The following is a 17,550-nucleotide window of genomic DNA, read 5'->3' on the forward strand; positions in this document are numbered from 1 at the left end:
ACTTTTTGTTTAGTGCTTCGACGAGGACGATTCTTTTTTGATGCCATGCGCTACTCCAAGCTCTTCAAATTTTTTCAAATTGACACTCTCAATATCATTGATGGTGCAAGCATTCTCAATCCGTAGGATTAGAACCTTAATCTGTCTCAAGTTTGGGAAATATGCTACAAAGTGATTAATAAGATCATCTTCGATCTTTACTTCAGAGAGTTCACAATAAGCTTCGATATCAGCTCTACCGATACGCTCAAACTTGACAAACTCTACAACCCGGCTGTAATAGTGTCGATGGCGTTGAAGCTTCGCATCCGCTTCCTCCATCCCGATCATATAAAGCACCGTGCTTGTCTCATCATGAATATCACGGAACATTTCAAGAACCGGGGTTTTATCACTTCGCAAGAGCGCATCGATCTCATCGACGATGACGATCCGCTCTTCTCGTCTAAGCTCATCGACGATACGCTCAAACATCCGTCCGCTTCCCCCTTGGGTATCTAACCCCAGTTCAAAACATAAACGTTCCAACACAGTCTTCTTGCTCCATGTTTGCGCAGCTCTTAAAAGAATCGCATTCTTCTGTGCAGCGATACGCTCAAGGGCAAAGGTTTTACCCAGACCAAAATTACCAAATCCAAGTCCCATTCGGGGTGCAGATAGCGGAAGGTTTTCCAGTCTTGTAAAAGACTCTAACAATCGTGTATAATTCTTCGTTTTCACAAAAGACTCTTTCAAGGGGTCTCCTTTTGAGATTAATTGAGCGTTTAATTCCGACTAAAAACTTAAACGCTTGATTCTGTCCCCCATCGGGAACAGATCAAACCTTCATGAAGCTTTTTTCTTTTTTTCAACTTCAGCAAGTGCCATTTCATAGAGATCCGGATATTTTTCAGATAGAGCCGTATCTTTTTCATCCCACGTTTTTGTGAGCATTTTGTCGAGAAAACGATCGTACATCGTCTCCCATTTTCGGGTTGAATTGATTTTTGGCTCTTCACAAGATGACTTCGCTTCCGCCGCAGCGTTCGCCGCGATGATCTCTTTGGTCGCTTTAGGAGTTCGTATCTCCGGAGCGGACAATCCGAGTCGTTGCTCAGCAGCTTCGATTCGATGCGTAATCAACGGGTCATCCAACTCTTTTGCCAATCTATCCATCTCTTTGTTTGCCTTGACGTAGGCTTTAACCTCTTTTTTGTAGGCTTTTACAATAGCGGCCGACTCCTCGCGCGATCTGCCCTGAAGCGTTTCATCGATTGCGATACACAGAAACTCTCGTTTTTCACTGTAGACGAGAACCTCACCCATCTCATCGGGTTCGATGACCATGACCTTTTTCCCGGTCATCCCTGCAATCGATGGATGGTGATACTCTCCGGTGATACCGTCACGTGTAATGACGATCCCTTTTTTCGTGATCGTTCGGTATTCACTCTTACCGAGCAAAAAGTCCAAAGAACGCAAATTTCCGACCGTATTGGCAGGGGTGAAATCGCTCTCCCATTTTGTGATTGGTGACATATTGATACTACTGTGGCGTTCTTGCTCATACATGGCACTAACCCATCGGTCTATCCATGACTCTAACTCTTCAGGCGTGAGCGGTACCTCGATGGGTAATCCTCCGTATTGCTCTTTTTTACGCAAAAGCTTTGCAAAACCATCTTCACCATATGACTTCGCTTTCCACTTCTCGATAGCTTGAAGCCTATCTTCAAAAGTGAGGCTCGATTGGATCGCTTGACGCTCTGCAACAGAGTGACCGCAGAACCCTTCGATAGATCGGAACAGCTCTCGCGTCAACGTCCCGAAGAACCGTTCGATGTGCGGCTTCTGATCCCCGCTAAACGGCTCTGTAAACTTTTGCTCTATCCCCAGTGACAAACATACCGATTCGAAGTGATTTGATTTATAGTCTTTCCCATTATCGGTCAAAACCATATCCGGGATACCGAGTTTGATGATCGCTTTACGCATGTTCCGCGCCAGGGCAAATGTAGTATTTGACTCCTCCAGTGTCACCACTACCCTACGGCTAAATACATCGATAGCCCCTACGATGGTCCACCGCTTTGCATCGATCGTGATGATGTCAGCGATAGTCCCATCCAGTTCCCACACTTGGTTTTTGTACTTGATGTGTTCGCTTCGGCTTCCGTGTGCCGGTTGAAAATGCGACTTGGCACGATTCGGATTAACCCGTATCTCCCACTGAAGAGCGTTTTTCTCTTTCCACTCTTCGATATACCGTTCCACCGTATTACGACTTGGCAGCGCATCACCAAAAGCGTATTTGAGATTCGCATAGATACCGGAAATGTTCAGATGAACATCACGCCTCAGCAGATACCGCACGATCATTGCTTTCATCTCTTCGGTGAGCTTCGTGATACCCTTGGGCCGTCCGCTATTATCCGCCAAAGCGACAATCACATTACGACCCTCTTTTTTAGCCTTTCGATACGTTCCTAACCATCTATTGATCTTCGATGTTGTGACGTTTAGCGATTCGTAGTTGATACTTAGCTCACCTATGAATACTTCTATCGTCATCCCTTTTGGTCGCTTCTCGAACTCCATCACGAGGCGACATCGCAACTCCGCATCGATTCGTTTTTTATCCTTTAGCTTTAACGCTTCACGAGGGTCGATTGATTTAACATCACATTGACTGTGTCCAGTTTTGCTATTGCTGACACTACCTCTTTTTTTGTGACTGGATAGTTGTTCAAAATCTGCAACTTCACATTTTTGATCGACTCCTCCGCTTCGTTCAGGAGCTTCATTACTCTCCGTTTCTCTTCCATCGTTTTCTCCTATCCAAATTTCATAAACCTCACCACGTCCACCTTTGCCTTCAACCTTTTGAAATTGGTATTTTTTACTTCCTCGGTTGCAAGCTATTTGTATGGCACGGTCTCCGACACCGAAGTGCGCCGATGCTTCCTTAACAGGTACCCACATCACGCACTCCTTTTATCAGGATTATAGGTGAGTGTTACACCGTCGGTACCGTCGATCCATACGCTGTCTTTACGCAACTGATCAACACAGTTACGAGCCATACCGCGTTTTTTACCATTGGTTTTACAGTCGAGCAGATCACGCAGTGCAAACTTACACAGACCGTGTGCATTGGCATAAGCTGTTATTGCAAATCCTCTGCCGAGAAACCGATCTCTTAGAGTTTGTTGTTCCATGCTATTTTTCCTCCTTTTATGAGTTTAGGGTGTAGGTTATTACCCACATCGAAGTCCTTGTTATAATGGTGTTGGAACATTCAAAATAAAAGGACTTGGAGATGGATATTGATACGAAGATATATGAAATATTTGATGCTTCTCGTGCAGTAATAGCAATAGATTTGATTGACTCCCTATCTGATTATGAAAAAGAGTATGTAAAAATATTTGTAACTGCAATTGGTAAACGAAAATATTGGAAGATGTATTATGAAAGCCTTGATGATGTAGAGGATTTCATACTCCTCACGCCCAAAAAACGTAAAACATCAAAACGGTATGATTTTAAAACTAAAGCTGTATTGACCCTTATGTCGCTTCACTATATGCAACACTCGCTCAACTATCTAAAATCCTATAATGAACATGTTAGATCACTTGGTGATAGGAATCTATCACTTCGTGAACTTACTGTTGCTTATGGTTCGGCTCATGCCCATATCAAACAATTTGATACTATAGTTTTTTGGCTTTTTTAAGGTTTTTTTCTATACGTGCTATTTTTTCCGAAAAAGCCTTTGCACGCTGGTCTTTGTCAAATTCATCGATAAATGAACAATGATCATTTATACTTGATATATTTTTTAACCGATTACCCATATAGTGAGCATCAATCAACTCGTAACGATCTTCGCCCATGAGTACATAATAACCATCATTATCGACACGTACCGTTGCCATCTTATCGGGAGTATCGTCAGTAACTATGACCATTTCACCAACTCCATCGATGATTAGTCTCATATCAGTTTGAACTATATATTTCCCCACATAATGATCAAAACTATCTTCATCATCATCCAATTCATTTTTTATCTCATCGAGCACTCTCTTACTTTTTTTGATGATTTTTTTGAGCTCTTTTTTATAAGAGCGTAGCGTTTCCCTTTGTAAATCATTCATGATTCTCTCCTAAACTTTGATGATCTCCCCGAAGGGGGATCACTCAAATATAGCTTTTACCCGTCCGCTTATACTTCGCGCCGTAGTACAGTCTCCCGCACTATTGGATCAGGTCATTTAAAAACGGCTTGGAAGTCTCGCCGCAAAAAAATCAATCACAATCACCGAAGCAACTGTTTAACTCGTTACCGAAAGTTAAACGCCATTTAATACTAAACATTGTTTAATTCTGTAATGTATGAGAGAATTATAGTCTAATTAATTGGACTATGTCAAGGCTTTTGGTCTAATTTTATGGAGTAGACATGAAGACAAGTGTTGTTATTAAAAGAATAAGAGATGAAATTGGAAATATGAATCAACAAGAAATTGCCGATTTCTTGGGGTTTGAACCTAAAAGAATTAAAAATCTTGAAGCTGATGCAGTCCAAAAATTTAGAGACGATGAAATTGATAAGATAATCCAAAAAACTGGACTATCTCGATCATTTATCCTTACTGGACAAGATATCCCTATGCTAGATAATAAAAATAGTGTATCAGTGAACTATTATTCTGATATTTATGCAGCAGCTGGACACGGCGCATTAAATGGCGATACTAAACCTGAGATCATGACGGTAAGCCGATCTTTTTTATCTAATATGTTTGGATTGAGTAGTTTTGTTGGGATTGATATTATTCATGTAGTAGGTGACTCAATGGAACCATTTATACCAAACGGTGAAACCATCCTATTACAACGTACACATGAGGCACGTAATAATCAGATAGTAATAGCACGTATCAATGATGAACTCTATGTAAAACGTCTATTGCGTGATCCACTCGGTAGATGGGTAAAACTCATATCGGATAACCAACAATATCCTGATATTGATTTGAACCAAGAAGAGATGAACCAACTCGAAATCATAGGTATCGTGTACGGACGATATCGACCATTTTAAAACAAAAGGAACATTACATGGAACTCGATATAAAACTAAGACAACTTACAGATAGGATTAAGACCCTCAAAGAAAAGATATTAACAGAAGAAGCGACAAAACATTCATTTGTTATGCCTTTTTTAAGTGCTTTGGGCTACGACGTATTTGATCCTACCGTAGTTGTCCCAGAGTTTACGGCAGATATTGGCACTAAAAAAGGTGAGAAAGTTGATTATGCGATCATAAGAAATAATCAACCAATCATGGTTATTGAAGCGAAAAATCATACTGAAAGACTCGATAACCATAATAATCAGCTCATTCGTTATTTCAATGTCACAGATTCTAAATTTGCAATATTAACAAATGGGATTGAGTACCGTTTTTTCTCCGATATGGAAGAAACAAATCGTATGGATAAAGTTCCTTTTTTGGTTGTAAATCTTGAAAACTTACGTGATAGAGATATCAAAGAACTCGAAAAATTTGCCAAAGATAATCTTGATGTTGATTCTATTCTAAGTATGGCAAATGCAAAAAAATACCACCGTGAAATACAAGCTGTGTTTAAAACTGAAGTTGACAATCCATCAGATGAATTTGTGAAATTTTTTGCTCGTAAATTTACAGATAAACCAATGACTGTTACTATTGTTGATGAGTTCAGAGGATATATTAAAAAATCATTTGCCGAAGTTCTACATGATATTGCCAGTGATAAAATCAATGCTCTCCAATCAAATCTTAAAATAGATATTGATGTTGAAGAAGTTCCGGCTCAGGAAGAAAAAAATCAAATAATTACTACAGATGAAGAACTGGAAGGTTTCTATATTATTAAATCCATTCTTGGCGAAGAAACTGATTTATCAAATATTATGTTTAAAGATACTGTGAACTATTTCACAATTCTATACCAAGGTAAAGTGACAAAATGGTTGTGTCGTCTATACTTTAACGGGAAACAAAAAGCGATTGCTTTTCCTGGAGATGAAAAAGGTTCTGAAGTTAAACAAAATATTGATCGTGTTGAAGACTTATACAAATTTCGCTCAGAACTTAAGCAAGCTCTCGATAAGCGTATCACTGGAAAAGAATAACATCCTATCAACGAACATTGTCAAAATGTTCGTTGATGTTCGTTGATCTATAAAATAGTGTTCGTTGGTCACAATCGTACAACTATTACGTAAAAGTTAAACAGTAAATTTTTTCGCTCGGTAAAAATTTCTAGATTGTCGGTGTAGCGGTGATTTGGTAGATTATAGAAGTGGTAAAAAGTTTAGGAAAAAGTGCGGATAAAAAAAGGATAAAAACGACAAAAAAAAGTACTCGTAATTATGAGAAAAATTTCTCCTCAAAACCCCTACCTATCGTGCTTTGTAGCCTTTTTGCTCTTTTCGCATATTATCTGAAAAACTACAACTGATCGATTTATCGACACTTTTCGTCAATGTTAATACACGTTCATGCCATATAGATGTAATTCGATATTCAGCACTCAAAAGAGGTAAATCATTATTTTTTACAGCGATGGTCTGATCGATAATGTAGCCCGCATTTCGAATATTGAACTCATCGGCGATTTTAATTAAATGTTTTCGGTTGATTTCACTCACCGGCTTATAATCGAACAGCATCTGATGTTTTGCCGATGGTGCAAATGTCAGATCATATGCGGGTGCCGCTCTCCATGTACCGTTTTTATCCATGAGATACGAAAAGTTTTTGGAATGATCATCTCTATTGGCGAAAACAATGTTAAAGATCATGATCCGATACATATTTTCCATATCCGAATGGGGAATGTTGAGTTTCAATCCGACTCGGAAAAGATTGGTATAATCAAATGTCGTTTCAGCGGGATTATGATGCATGAGCCCTGAGAGGGAATGCATGTGCAATCGTTCTACATTGTCATTTTGTTTCAGAATGTCGAATCGCTCTATCGCGAAATGGTTACCGCCGTTGCCGTCTTCGATCAGGTAGGTATCAGAGATTGTGATTCCGCACTTGCGCGCGAGGATGGTGTATATATATTCCGTTAGTGTTTTTGAGATATTAAGTTCATCGTAAAACGTTTTAGATTGCGGTTCACGAGTATAGAGTAAATTATCGAATTTCACGATCGCGTGGACGAACCCATTCGGTAACGGGTCGCTTTTTTTGCCGACATACATGCTTTTTTGATGTGTATTCAATCCGACTATCGCTTTGGGTTGCGCACCGCCGGCTGCCGAGTTGGATAGGGCAATGATTTTTTCAAGCTCAAATTCACTTTCGCCGAAGAGTGCTTTTTTGGTCTCTTCGTAGAGTTCTGCCATCTGAAAAATAGCTTGAGTATTTTTGGAGCGCTCATGCAGTTTTTCTGGCTCGTACGTCAATGCTCCCATCGTATTACTGCCGAGAATTTGTAATTTTTCGATCGTTGTCGGAGCCTTTTTAAAATGGCGGATAAAAAACTCTTCCAAAAAAGTGTTCCCGTATTTTCCCGGTAAGCTGTCACTGATAAGGCCCGGTAGTCCGTATTGATGCTCAAGATGAGAAAAATTATACACTTCTCCCATCTTGGTGATTTTAATCGGGGAGAACGGAAGCGTATTTGTAGGATTCATGATGAAATCATAGGTTCCTTTATCGTTTTCGATCATTTTGGCTACGGTTTCACCCCATGCTTTGACGATAAGTGTATCTTTTACCATTTAATCGCCTTTCTAGGCAAAAGCATCGATTCCAGTTCTTCGATCCGTCCGAGTCTTTGCATGATGATGATAAAATTTTGAAACGAGATCTCTCCGCTTTGTTCGAATCGCATATAGGTTCCAAAGGGTATTCCGGAAAATTCGGCAAACTCTTTTTGCGTCATTTTGGTAGCTTTTCGTAATGCTTTAGCTCTGCGACCTATTTCATGCGCTATTTCTACAGAAGAATGAAGCTCGAAGGTATCCATATGAAACCTTTAATCAAATATGATTAATATTGTACTATTTATTTAATATTTAATCAAATATGATTTTTTATGACGATACAGAATTTTAGTAATTTAGTATGAGAAGGTGATACTGTAACCACTCACTTACCCATCAACAGCGCAACCAAAATTGCTATTTGGCTACTCTCTTTTAAACGTGCTTTGAGCAAAGCCCAAAGCACTACGCTGGCCGCTTGGGCACTAAAGCTTGCCTCTTCGAGGCAGATTTTCACTAGAGTTCTTTTAAAACTCTCATTTAAACGTGCTTTGAGCAACACCCAAAGCACTACGCTGGCCGCTTGGGCACTAAAGCTTGCCTCTTCGAGCAGAAGACTTCTTACATAACAAGGTTATACAAGAAGTCTATTACATAAATCCCTGACTAATACCTAAAAAATAAGTTAAGAAAACATTATGAAAACAAATGTAAAATGTTGTCAAATATTTTTGTTTGTTTTAAAAGTCAATACGCAATCAGAGGGCAACTCAAACAGTGCTTCGAATATGAAAAAAATTAACCGTTTAACTGCAAATCAACAAAAAGGAAATAGATGAAAACCGATGAAATGATCTCAGCGATTCAAACAAAGCTCGGCATACAGGTTGACGGCCGCGCGGGTCCCGAAACGTGGGGCGCGATCTATACCCACATCGTTGGATTGCCCTTGGAGACTGCGGTCGATACGGTAGATGCGCGCAGCGAAAAGAGTATTGTGACCCTTCTTCCTGAAGTACAACCTCTGGCACGGGCTCTGGTACACAAAGCGGCCTTTAGCGGCATTCAAATCAAAATTCTCAGCGGCCTCAGAACCTATGCGGAGCAAGAGGAGCTCTACGCACGGGGACGGACGAAACCGGGCAACAAGGTGACCAATGCACGCGGCGGCCACTCCAATCATAACTTTGCTATCGCCTTTGATATCGGTGTCTTTGAGGGGAACAAATATCTAGCCGACTCCGCTAAATATAAGGCGGTAGGAGCTCTGGGGATGGATATAGGGCTCGAATGGGGGGGAAACTGGAAAACCATCATGGACCAGCCTCACTTTCAACTGCGCCCGGCCTGGGCGAACAGTTTGAGCGAAAAAGCGATGCTTGCCGAACTGCGAACTCGTACCGCAGACAAGATGGCAATCTATGTTTGAACGATGAACTTTCAATTTATAAAAAGGAGTTAAATATGGCACAAGAAGATACCTATGAAATCGGGTTGGTAATGGCGGGGGCAATTTCGGCAGGTGCCTATACGGCGGGTGTTGTGGATTATCTGCTGGAAGCGTTGATGCACTACGAAAAAGTGCGAAAAAAGTTTGCAGACGACCATCCCGGACAATCGCTCCATAATGTGCAAATAAGGGTTATTTCGGGGGCTTCGGCGGGCGGTATGACGGGGACCATGCTGCTCAGTGCAATGATGGATTCCGATTATCGACCGATGAGAGGCTATGATCCCGATGCCGCAACCGATCCCGATATAAACAACGTGTTTTATCGAAGTTGGGTCAGTCGGACACACGGTATCGACATAGAATACATGTTAGATACGTCGGATATTACGGGTACAACACCGTTGAAATCACTCCTTAACTGCAAACGGCTGGACGAGATTGCCGATCAAGCCCTGCGTCATCCGCGAATTCTTCAGAAATATGACTATATACCGCAGCGAATCGACCATTTTTTGAGCGTATTTAACCTCGGAGGAGTTCCCTACACGGTCAACTTTGAGGGATCCGACTCACAATATGGGCTTACCAACCACTCCGATATGATGCATTTCGTACATGACGCCAAAGAGGATACGATCTATGATCCCAACGAAATTCCTATCAAAACGGATACGACATCGGTTCTCGATGCCAACTGGGAACTGCTCAAACAAAGTACCCTTGCGACCGGGGCTTTCCCGATTGCTCTTGAACCCAGAGATATCGGTAAGGACAGAAAATCGTATAACGAATGGAAATGGTGGGTTCCCCAATGCGATACCCAAAAGGTATGTCAGGGTCAGGGCAGTTGCTTTTGTTTGACAAAAATCCCTCCGAATTGGCCTAATCCCTCAGAAAGCGATTACCGTTTTGTTTCTGTTGACGGCGGAGTCGCCAACAACGAACCGCTTGAAGTCGCGCGTCGAACATTGGCTGGTGATGCATTATTCAACCCGCGCAATGCCAACGATGCTTGTCGATCGGTTATCATGGTTGACCCTTTTCCCGGCGGCCCGCGAACAGAGTTCACCTACGAAGGGATTAATCTATTCAAAATTGCGTCTAAGCTTTTCGGCAGCCTGAAGGGACAAGCCCGTTTTAAACCCGAAGAGATGGAACTGGCAGCCGATCCAAATATTTTCAGCCGTTTTATGATCGCACCAAGCCGAAATGGCGCCGCGCACGGGATGGAACTGGCAAGCGCTTCCGTAGGGGCATTCGGAGGATTTTTGAGTGAAAAATTCCGTCAGCATGATTTTCAGCTCGGGCGGGCCAACTGCCAGAGCTTTTTGACAACCCATTTTATCATCGGTCTTGATAACGCTCTTGTGAAAGAACATATTGAGTGGTTTCGAGAGAATCATTGTATTGTTCCCAAAAAAGATGCCGAATACGTTCAGGTTATCCCGATGGTGAATCTCCAAGATACACCGATTATCCCGATCCCCTACGATTCCGTTGCAATGAACCGACAAGATCTCGATACGATCATAACGCTGATCGACATACGCATCAAAACCGTCTTAGACAAATCCTATTTTATCAACGAAGTCATAAACAAGATTGTCAACAAAATTGATCTCAAGCCGTTCAAATGGTTGGCAGACAAAGGGATAGCGCTCTTGAAAGGAAAAATCGCAAGCGGCCTCGCTTCATGGGCATCCGGAAAAATCCAAAAAATAATGGAAAAGGATTTAACGACACGGGGGCTTTTGAAGTAGAGTGTATGGATGGATGGATGGATGGACAAATTGATATCTGGCTCTACGATATTGGTAAAAGATAGTTTTATGAGATTATGGTACCTTAAAATACAGCCTTCCTTTATTTTAAATAATCTTCCAAAATGTATGTATTTATGATACTATTGATTTATAAAATACTATTTAATTAGGAATACAACTTTGGCATATGTACAGCCTATATATTCTAAGAACAATGTAAGAAAAGCTGGTGATATTTTAAAAGATGACAATGCATCAAAAAGTGACAAAATTTGGGGCAATGAAGTACTAGGAAATTGGCGGGCTATCCATTCATATCCAATTAATACATTTCAAGCCACACTCCGCGATAAATTAAAAATAATTGACGAATCATCACTTGTAGCACAAAGACTAAAAAGGTCACCGTCAATCATTTCCAAATTAAAAAGGTTTCCTTCAATGCAACTTTCTAGAATGCAAGATATTGGCGGACTAAGAGCAGTTTTAAGTACTTTAGAAAATGTAGAAGAATTACAAAAAAGCTATAAAGTATCTACCCGTTTTCCGCATGAATTAGTTAATGAAAAAAATTATATTCTTGAACCAAAAGATACTGGTTATCGAGGAATACATTTAATTTACAAATATAAAAATCAAAAAAATAACATCTATGATGGTTTACATATTGAACTCCAAATTAGAACAAGATTACAACATAGTTGGGCTACTGCTGTTGAAACAATGGGAACATTTCTAAATCATTCATTAAAATCTAGTGAAGGTCCCGAAGAATGGCTTGCATTTTTTGCCTTAACTGGCTCTGCTTTTGCTCATTTTGAGAAGTCAAATCCAGTTACACAGTATGCGCATATGTCTAAAGATGAAACATACACAACTATGATTTACGAAGCTAGTAGACTAAACGTCGTTGAAAGGTTAAAAGCTTTTAGTATCGCAACAGAATCTATAACCACTGGCAAAAGTTTAGGTAGTTATCATATTGTAATTTTGAATCCAAAGGAAAAAAATGTTATTGTTGAAAGTTTTAGTAAAAGAAGAATTGATGAAGCAAATCTAAGATATTCATACTATGAAAATCAAATCAATGAAGGAAATCAACTGCAAGTTGTACTTGTTGCGACAGGTTCAATTGAGTCATTAAGACAAGCTTATCCAAGTTATTTCCTTGATACTGAACAATTCATAAAAGCAATTAATCGTATAAAAGAAGAAGTTAATAAAATATAAAGGGAACAAGTTTTCCCAGTTCGTGGTGAGCACTTGTACCCTATAGAGTATGTCGAACCATGAATGTCCACCCTTCGACTAGCTCAGGACGAACGATAACAAAAACTTTTTATTCAATTTGTGGTAAAAATGCAATTAGGCAGTTTTTCCTCTCTCTTCATCTAATCCCAAAAATTAACACTCTGCCTATATAGTTTCAGAAAAACCACTAAGCACTACCTAAAAAAGCAAGTTAAGAAAATCTTATGATATTAAATGTAAAATATTGTGTAATATTTTTATTTGTTTCTCAAGTTGATACTTATATCTGGCTCATTGCACTTACTCATATAAGGAGTAACACATGGCTACCCATCTTAAAACTGATGACATCGATTCTCTTCCTGTTCTATCTTACTCAGATCTTCGTTCGACACTCCAATCCGGCGATCTTCTATTTACATCAGGAAAATATCTTGTTTCAAATGCAATTCAGCAAGTCACAAACAGTCCGTGGAGTCATGTAGGAATTGTTTTCCGTATAGATTCAATCAACCGGATATTATTGCTCGAAAGTGTTGAAGATATGGGAGTTCGCTTCGCCCCATTATCAAAATATCTCACTGATTATGAAAATGGAAAACCTTACAAGGGGCGTGTTGTCCTTGCCCGATGCAGTAACATAACAACCGAAACCATCTCACATCTTTCTAGCTTTGGTATTGATGAACTGACACAACCCTATGATAAAGATGAAATTGCAAAAATTCTCGCAAGGGTTATTTTAGGAAAAGGTAAGAAAAAACGTGATCGGGAATATATTTGTTCCGAACTTGTCTATGAATGTTTTTCACATGCGGGTGTTGAGTTTGGTTTCAATAAAAAAGGGTTTATCAGTCCTGAAGATATATGGGTAAACGAACAAATATCGATTGTAGGACGTATATTGTAGTCTAAAAAAGGATATATCATGTTATTCATAAACAAAAAAACAGTATTCATTATACTCATTATCCTTAGTCTCGGAATAAGTGGATGCACGTCTATTCAACTTATTTCTAACTATGACAAGAGTATTGACAGCGAAGCACAGCAGTTGCAGAAAAAAATTGATGGGCATTTCATTTCGCTACAGAACGCTACTACTGAGGACTTAAAATACAAAAACCAGCAAAAATTTTATGAAGGTGTTCTAGCTGATCTAAATGCTATAGAGATTCGTGCCAATGGTATCTATAAGAATAAATTGACAATCGAGCAAATTAACTTGGCAAAAGAAAATCTTTCATATTTAGTTTTACTGCACAAGAACTGCGTAACAGCATCGCTGTCACTCGAACAAATTGAAAAGGTGAAAATAAATGGAATAGATTTATCTATGGATTGCAAAGTCGAAAATGGTGCAACAACCGACACTACTGATAGAGGTGAAATAGCGATAAATCGAGTTCTTATAACACCTATTCAACGTCAATTCAACCAACATCTTGGAGCGGTAATGGCACTTGAATTAGCTAAAAAACGTGGCGAAAATAAATCTGAAAAGGAGTAAAACATGACAAATATTGACATCCAACAGGTTTTTACCAGTATGGTTGAAGCAGCTAGTGGTGTATTCGACAAAAAATGGCCAGGAATTAAAGACTATGCTGAGGCCGAATTCAAAAAGCTTGCTATAACTTTTGCGCAGATTGAAACGTTAAAGCTCAGCGGTCAGATTAGTGAAGCAGAAGCAAGTGTTCTGCTTGAGATGCAAAAAAACACAACGAGAGCCGTAATGTTAGCGTTGGAGGGAATGTCTCTACTGCTTGTAGAAGAGGCAATTAACGCGGCACTAGCTGTTGTCAAGGATTCAATAAATACCGTATTGGGATTTGCCCTAATCTGAGGAAAAATGGTCAAGTCAAACCTCTATTTTATCTTGTTTGAATTACAGAAGCTCGAATAAGGTAGATGTGCCCACACCAATTATGCTAGCATCCGTACTATTATTTAGAAATTCCTTGAATTTTGATTTAGCTTCTTCATCGCCACTTTTGGCAATATACTCTTCGAGTTCTTGAAATAAAAGTGTCAGGTATCCAATCTTCACGTTTCCCCGTTCGTGGTGAGCCCTGTCGAACCATGAACGTCCACCCTTCGACAAAACAAAGGTACCGCTCGCGAAGCGATGTTTCTTGAGCTCAGGGCGAACGGAACAAAAACTTTCCATCCAATCTTTCCCCCTCTTGACAGAATGTATCTTTTAGGATACTATTATTTCTATGTATAAAACCAAAAAGACCGATGAATTTACTGACTGGCATTCACGCCTCAAAGACGTTAAGGCCAAAATCGCTATAGGTCGAGGAATCGACAGAATGGCGCAAGGGAATTTCGGAAAGTCTGAGCCCGTCGGTGATGGTGTGTCTGAGTTGAAGATAGATTTGGGTCCGGGATATCGGGTTTACTATTTGGTTCAAAACAAAGAGATCATCATCCTTTTGATCGGTGGAGACAAATCAACCCAGCAAAGGGATATCAATAAGGCCAAAGAGATGGCAAAGGAGTATAAAAATGGGTAATCTTACTGATTTTGACATGTCTGAATATTTAGACAGCGAAGAGGCTATCGCCGAATACATTTCACAAGTTCTAGAAGACGGCGATCAAGACGAGCTCTTAAGAGCAGTCGGTTATATAGCCAAAGCCAAAGGGATGACCCAAATTTCCAGAGAGACAGGGTTGGGGAGAGAGAGTCTTTACAAAACATTCCAAGAGGGTGCTGAGCCAAAATTCAGTACCGTTATGAAGGTTATGAAGGCAATCGGTCTAAACCTGCACGCAGACCCTATCTCCGGAACCATACCGCCGAAAATCGCACACGCGTAAATTCGGCGAACGGATTACAAAACTCTATTCCCTGCATTCATAACACACCCTCCTACAAACTTTAAGCCTTTTTCTCTATAATTTCGTTATATCTTACAAAATATAACGAAATTGTTGCATTTTTTCGCGAACCGTTTTTGCAATGAGCTGATTATCGTTATGTCAAAAAAGAAATAAGGAGTTTCATATGAAACCGTTCAAACTCGCCCTCGCTTCGCTCGCCTTTGCTTCGGCATTAGCAGCCCAAACCATCACCGTTGCCGCTGCGGCCAATCTTAAATACGCGCTTGATGACATCGCACGCGAATTTACGAAAGAATCGGGAATCAATGTCAAAATCATCACCGGAGCTTCAGGAAAACTCACCCAACAGATCATGAGCGGTGCACCGTATGATGCATTTCTCTCTGCTGACGTCGAATACCCTGCAAAACTGTCAAATGGCGGTTTTACAACCACTCCGTCTCAAGTATATGCGTACGGGACCCTGATCCTCTGGAGCGCTACGGGTGCCGATCTCTCAAAAGGGGTGGGCGTTATTGCTGATCCGTCGGTCAAAAAAATCGCCGTTGCGAATCCGAAAACAGCACCGTATGGGATCGAAGCGATGAACGCGATGAAATACTATAAAGTCGACGACGATGCGGTACCTAAGATCATCACTGCCGAATCAATCTCTCAGGTGGGTGCGTATGTGACGACCAAAGCGGTCGATGTCGGTTTTATGGCCAAATCGATCGTCCTCTCTCCCGAGATGAAAAACGTCGGCAAATGGGTTGAAATTGATCCAAAATCGTACAACACGATCGATCAGGCGATGGTAGGACTCAAAAACGGCTCACCCGAAAACCAGATTGCCGCTAAAAAATTCTTGCGCTATATGGGTTCACCTAAAGCACAAACTATTTTAAAAGCCAACGGGTATGTTCTACCCGCTAAAAAATAAGGAGATACAATGAGAAAACTCACTCTAGCAACCACACTCATTTTAGGGACAGCTACATTTGCCACAGCGGCAGATGATTTGATATCTGCGTTTAAAGAGGGTAAATTTGACGGTCGGCTCCGATCCCAATATTTTGTGACCGATTGGGATATGCATGAGGGTACCAACAAAGACGCAACCGCAACCGGTTTTGCTGTAGGGGGAAGTTTACTTTATAAAACAGCCCCTTTCTATTGGCTAAGTTTCGGAACCGGACTCTATACCACTCAGAATCCGGGCGGATGGACCGATGTTGAAGACGGCGTCAACATGACCAATTCGACGAAATTCAACGCCACCACCGCCAATGATCTCTTTTTACGCGAAGGAGACGGTGCTACGCCTCTCTCGGGTACCAATCCGACGACGCTCGTCCCCTATGGAACGGGGTATGCAGTACTGGCCCAGAGCTATCTGCAATACGATATTGCTAAAACAAAAGCTACAGCGGGACGATTTTTGATGAGTAACCCGTGGATCACCCCTAACGATACCAAAATGATCCCGATAGCTGTTCAGGGGGGTCAAATCAAATCGAACGATTTGGCAAATACGACGATTCAAATCGATTATGCCGATAAGATCAAAGAGCGGGGAATGACCCATTTCGGGAATATGGCCGATACGGGCGATACCCCCGATGCCATCAAAGCCTATTACACCACCACCTATTCGACAGCGGGAACCCACGGTGAAGCCCCCGATGTCGTGATCGCTGGGGTTACGAACCGTTCGTTCGACAATCTCGAACTTCAGGGGTGGGTCATGCATTGGGCGGATTTAGTCGATCAGGGACTTCTAGAAGCCAACTACGCAATCGAAGCGGGAGATGCGATTATCACACTCGGCGGACGATTTATCAAACAAAACGATCAGGGAGCGGGAGCCATTATCAAACCTATGACGAACAACGGTGATACTGATCAAAGTATCGACTCCTATCTGTGGGCCCTGCGTGCCGTTACCAACTACGGTCCGGCAAAACTACTCCTCTCGGTATCCCATACCGATGACGGTGCGGATATGATCGCTCCGTGGCGCGGATTTTTGACACAGGGATATACCCGCAGTATGACCCAAACGGACTGGAATGCCGACACCGATGCGTATAAGGTACAGTTCGATTACGATTTTAATCAAATGGTTTCTGGACTCAGCGCATTTCTCAGCTACTCCGTTTATAACCGCAATCCGATCAAAAAACCGTACCAGAGCATGACCAACCGCGCCTTCCAAAACGGTGATACGACCCAATGGAATATGGATATCGCCTACAAATGCTCAGGAAGTCTCAAAGGGTTGGAACTCTTGGCCCGCTTTATGGATCAAAACAACGACATCGACAACATTAAAACAACCGGCGCGATTGACCCTGCTGCTACATTCGATTCATCAAACCGCGAAATGCGCCTCGAAGCGAACTATCGGTTTTAAGCCTTGGCATAAAGAATGCAGTATAATTAATAAATAACTGACCTTACGCACCTTGTTTTAACAAGTGCGAAAAG

The 17,550-nt window shown here is 41.1% G+C and carries 21 protein-coding genes; 13 read left to right on the forward strand and 8 right to left on the reverse strand.

The annotated features are described in order from the left end of the window. Window positions 1-9 precede the first annotated feature (9 nt). From M0P91_RS05365 to M0P91_RS05375, 3 genes are all read right to left on the reverse strand, one after another. Window positions 10-720 carry an AAA family ATPase gene (locus tag M0P91_RS05365; protein ID WP_295065393.1) on the reverse strand — a complete coding sequence of 237 codons (711 nt, stop codon included), beginning with the start codon at window positions 718-720 and terminating at the stop codon, window positions 10-12. Window positions 721-825: 105 nt separating this feature from the next. After that, window positions 826-2,961, reverse strand: coding sequence for a DDE-type integrase/transposase/recombinase (locus tag M0P91_RS05370; RefSeq protein WP_295065395.1), 2,136 nt, complete (start codon window positions 2,959-2,961; stop codon window positions 826-828). Beyond that, the gene (locus M0P91_RS05375; protein ID WP_295065397.1) at window positions 2,961-3,197 is read right to left on the reverse strand and encodes a hypothetical protein; all 237 of its coding nucleotides are present in this window, start codon (window positions 3,195-3,197) and stop codon (window positions 2,961-2,963) included. The genes M0P91_RS05370 and M0P91_RS05375 overlap by 1 nt, the downstream gene beginning before the upstream one ends. Window positions 3,198-3,298: 101 nt before the next feature. Between M0P91_RS05375 and M0P91_RS05380 the strand changes: the two genes are divergently transcribed. Next, a complete protein-coding gene (locus tag M0P91_RS05380) occupies window positions 3,299-3,718 on the forward strand; it encodes a hypothetical protein (protein WP_295065400.1) in 420 nt (139 codons plus the stop codon). Here the strand turns inward: M0P91_RS05380 and M0P91_RS05385 are convergent. Then, the gene (locus M0P91_RS05385) at window positions 3,696-4,142 is read right to left on the reverse strand and encodes a hypothetical protein (protein ID WP_295065402.1); all 447 of its coding nucleotides are present in this window, start codon (window positions 4,140-4,142) and stop codon (window positions 3,696-3,698) included. The genes M0P91_RS05380 and M0P91_RS05385 overlap by 23 nt on opposite strands. 305 nt (window positions 4,143-4,447) lie before the next feature. Between M0P91_RS05385 and M0P91_RS05390 the strand changes: the two genes are divergently transcribed. Further along, a complete protein-coding gene (locus M0P91_RS05390; RefSeq protein ID WP_295065405.1) occupies window positions 4,448-5,092 on the forward strand; it encodes a S24 family peptidase in 645 nt (214 codons plus the stop codon). A 17-nt stretch (window positions 5,093-5,109) separates the two neighbouring features. Next, window positions 5,110-6,174 (forward strand): type I restriction endonuclease, encoded by a 1,065-nt coding sequence (locus M0P91_RS05395; RefSeq protein WP_295065407.1) that lies wholly within the window; start codon window positions 5,110-5,112, stop codon window positions 6,172-6,174. A gap of 270 nt (window positions 6,175-6,444) precedes the next feature. On the opposite strand, the gene M0P91_RS05400 is transcribed toward M0P91_RS05395, so the two are convergent. The 3 genes from M0P91_RS05400 to M0P91_RS05410 form a co-directional block, all read right to left on the reverse strand. Further along, window positions 6,445-7,776 carry a type II toxin-antitoxin system HipA family toxin gene (locus M0P91_RS05400; RefSeq protein ID WP_295065409.1) on the reverse strand — a complete coding sequence of 444 codons (1,332 nt, stop codon included), beginning with the start codon at window positions 7,774-7,776 and terminating at the stop codon, window positions 6,445-6,447. Beyond that, on the reverse strand, window positions 7,770-8,024 hold the full coding sequence (locus M0P91_RS05405; RefSeq protein ID WP_295065411.1) for a helix-turn-helix transcriptional regulator: 255 nt from the start codon (window positions 8,022-8,024) through the stop codon (window positions 7,770-7,772). Before M0P91_RS05405 ends, M0P91_RS05400 begins: the two co-directional genes overlap by 7 nt. A gap of 122 nt (window positions 8,025-8,146) precedes the next feature. Continuing rightward, entirely contained in the window at window positions 8,147-8,278 is a 132-nt protein-coding gene (locus tag M0P91_RS05410) for a hypothetical protein (protein ID WP_295065413.1), read from the reverse strand. A 318-nt stretch (window positions 8,279-8,596) separates the two neighbouring features. On the opposite strand from M0P91_RS05410, the gene M0P91_RS05415 reads away from it, so the two are divergent. The 6 genes from M0P91_RS05415 to M0P91_RS05440 all read left to right on the forward strand — a co-directional run bounded on the left by M0P91_RS05415 (window position 8,597) and on the right by M0P91_RS05440 (window position 14,074). After that, window positions 8,597-9,190 carry a M15 family metallopeptidase gene (locus M0P91_RS05415; RefSeq protein WP_295065415.1) on the forward strand — a complete coding sequence of 198 codons (594 nt, stop codon included), beginning with the start codon at window positions 8,597-8,599 and terminating at the stop codon, window positions 9,188-9,190. 35 nt (window positions 9,191-9,225) lie between these two features. Next, window positions 9,226-10,974 (forward strand): patatin-like phospholipase family protein, encoded by a 1,749-nt coding sequence (locus M0P91_RS05420; protein WP_295065417.1) that lies wholly within the window; start codon window positions 9,226-9,228, stop codon window positions 10,972-10,974. A 183-nt stretch (window positions 10,975-11,157) separates the two neighbouring features. Beyond that, window positions 11,158-12,207 (forward strand): RelA/SpoT domain-containing protein, encoded by a 1,050-nt coding sequence (locus M0P91_RS05425; protein ID WP_295065419.1) that lies wholly within the window; start codon window positions 11,158-11,160, stop codon window positions 12,205-12,207. 343 nt (window positions 12,208-12,550) lie between these two features. Then, window positions 12,551-13,138 carry a YiiX/YebB-like N1pC/P60 family cysteine hydrolase gene (locus M0P91_RS05430; protein WP_295065421.1) on the forward strand — a complete coding sequence of 196 codons (588 nt, stop codon included), beginning with the start codon at window positions 12,551-12,553 and terminating at the stop codon, window positions 13,136-13,138. 18 nt (window positions 13,139-13,156) lie between these two features. Then, window positions 13,157-13,738, forward strand: coding sequence for a hypothetical protein (locus M0P91_RS05435; protein ID WP_295065423.1), 582 nt, complete (start codon window positions 13,157-13,159; stop codon window positions 13,736-13,738). 3 nt (window positions 13,739-13,741) lie between these two features. Next, window positions 13,742-14,074 carry a hypothetical protein gene (locus M0P91_RS05440; protein WP_295065426.1) on the forward strand — a complete coding sequence of 111 codons (333 nt, stop codon included), beginning with the start codon at window positions 13,742-13,744 and terminating at the stop codon, window positions 14,072-14,074. A gap of 42 nt (window positions 14,075-14,116) precedes the next feature. On the opposite strand, the gene M0P91_RS05445 is transcribed toward M0P91_RS05440, so the two are convergent. Then, window positions 14,117-14,398 (reverse strand): hypothetical protein, encoded by a 282-nt coding sequence (locus M0P91_RS05445; RefSeq protein ID WP_295065428.1) that lies wholly within the window; start codon window positions 14,396-14,398, stop codon window positions 14,117-14,119. A gap of 52 nt (window positions 14,399-14,450) precedes the next feature. Between M0P91_RS05445 and M0P91_RS05450 the strand changes: the two genes are divergently transcribed. The 4 genes from M0P91_RS05450 to M0P91_RS05465 all read left to right on the forward strand — a co-directional run bounded on the left by M0P91_RS05450 (window position 14,451) and on the right by M0P91_RS05465 (window position 17,476). Continuing rightward, window positions 14,451-14,750, forward strand: a complete 300-nt coding sequence (locus tag M0P91_RS05450; protein WP_295065430.1) for a type II toxin-antitoxin system RelE/ParE family toxin — start codon at window positions 14,451-14,453, stop codon at window positions 14,748-14,750. Continuing rightward, window positions 14,743-15,057 (forward strand): addiction module antidote protein, encoded by a 315-nt coding sequence (locus M0P91_RS05455; protein ID WP_295065432.1) that lies wholly within the window; start codon window positions 14,743-14,745, stop codon window positions 15,055-15,057. Before M0P91_RS05450 ends, M0P91_RS05455 begins: the two co-directional genes overlap by 8 nt. Before the next feature lie 187 nt (window positions 15,058-15,244). Further along, on the forward strand, window positions 15,245-16,003 hold the full coding sequence (gene modA, locus M0P91_RS05460; protein WP_295065434.1) for a molybdate ABC transporter substrate-binding protein: 759 nt from the start codon (window positions 15,245-15,247) through the stop codon (window positions 16,001-16,003). Between the two features lie 9 nt (window positions 16,004-16,012). Further along, window positions 16,013-17,476 carry an OprD family outer membrane porin gene (locus M0P91_RS05465; protein WP_295065436.1) on the forward strand — a complete coding sequence of 488 codons (1,464 nt, stop codon included), beginning with the start codon at window positions 16,013-16,015 and terminating at the stop codon, window positions 17,474-17,476. Window positions 17,477-17,550 lie beyond the last annotated feature (74 nt).

Origin of the sequence: Sulfuricurvum sp. (assembly GCF_023229695.1) — a bacterium.
Taxonomy (GTDB): Bacteria; Campylobacterota; Campylobacteria; order Campylobacterales; family Sulfurimonadaceae; genus Sulfuricurvum.

Excerpts from the sequence above, each read along its gene's own strand:
- M0P91_RS05370 (WP_295065395.1), bottom strand. The coding sequence starts at position 2,961 with ATGTGGGTACCTGTTAAGGAAGCATCGGCGCACTTCGGTGTCGGAGAC.
- M0P91_RS05375 (WP_295065397.1), bottom strand. The coding sequence starts at position 3,197 with ATGGAACAACAAACTCTAAGAGATCGGTTTCTCGGCAGAGGATTTGCA.
- M0P91_RS05380 (WP_295065400.1), top strand. The coding sequence starts at position 3,299 with ATGGATATTGATACGAAGATATATGAAATATTTGATGCTTCTCGTGCA.
- M0P91_RS05385 (WP_295065402.1), bottom strand. The coding sequence starts at position 4,142 with ATGAATGATTTACAAAGGGAAACGCTACGCTCTTATAAAAAAGAGCTC.
- M0P91_RS05390 (WP_295065405.1), top strand. The coding sequence starts at position 4,448 with ATGAAGACAAGTGTTGTTATTAAAAGAATAAGAGATGAAATTGGAAAT.
- M0P91_RS05395 (WP_295065407.1), top strand. The coding sequence starts at position 5,110 with ATGGAACTCGATATAAAACTAAGACAACTTACAGATAGGATTAAGACC.
- M0P91_RS05400 (WP_295065409.1), bottom strand. The coding sequence starts at position 7,776 with ATGGTAAAAGATACACTTATCGTCAAAGCATGGGGTGAAACCGTAGCC.
- M0P91_RS05405 (WP_295065411.1), bottom strand. The coding sequence starts at position 8,024 with ATGGATACCTTCGAGCTTCATTCTTCTGTAGAAATAGCGCATGAAATA.
- M0P91_RS05415 (WP_295065415.1), top strand. The coding sequence starts at position 8,597 with ATGAAAACCGATGAAATGATCTCAGCGATTCAAACAAAGCTCGGCATA.
- M0P91_RS05420 (WP_295065417.1), top strand. The coding sequence starts at position 9,226 with ATGGCACAAGAAGATACCTATGAAATCGGGTTGGTAATGGCGGGGGCA.
- M0P91_RS05430 (WP_295065421.1), top strand. The coding sequence starts at position 12,551 with ATGGCTACCCATCTTAAAACTGATGACATCGATTCTCTTCCTGTTCTA.
- M0P91_RS05435 (WP_295065423.1), top strand. The coding sequence starts at position 13,157 with ATGTTATTCATAAACAAAAAAACAGTATTCATTATACTCATTATCCTT.
- M0P91_RS05440 (WP_295065426.1), top strand. The coding sequence starts at position 13,742 with ATGACAAATATTGACATCCAACAGGTTTTTACCAGTATGGTTGAAGCA.
- M0P91_RS05445 (WP_295065428.1), bottom strand. The coding sequence starts at position 14,398 with ATGGAAAGTTTTTGTTCCGTTCGCCCTGAGCTCAAGAAACATCGCTTC.
- M0P91_RS05450 (WP_295065430.1), top strand. The coding sequence starts at position 14,451 with ATGTATAAAACCAAAAAGACCGATGAATTTACTGACTGGCATTCACGC.
- M0P91_RS05455 (WP_295065432.1), top strand. The coding sequence starts at position 14,743 with ATGGGTAATCTTACTGATTTTGACATGTCTGAATATTTAGACAGCGAA.
- modA (WP_295065434.1), top strand. The coding sequence starts at position 15,245 with ATGAAACCGTTCAAACTCGCCCTCGCTTCGCTCGCCTTTGCTTCGGCA.
- M0P91_RS05465 (WP_295065436.1), top strand. The coding sequence starts at position 16,013 with ATGAGAAAACTCACTCTAGCAACCACACTCATTTTAGGGACAGCTACA.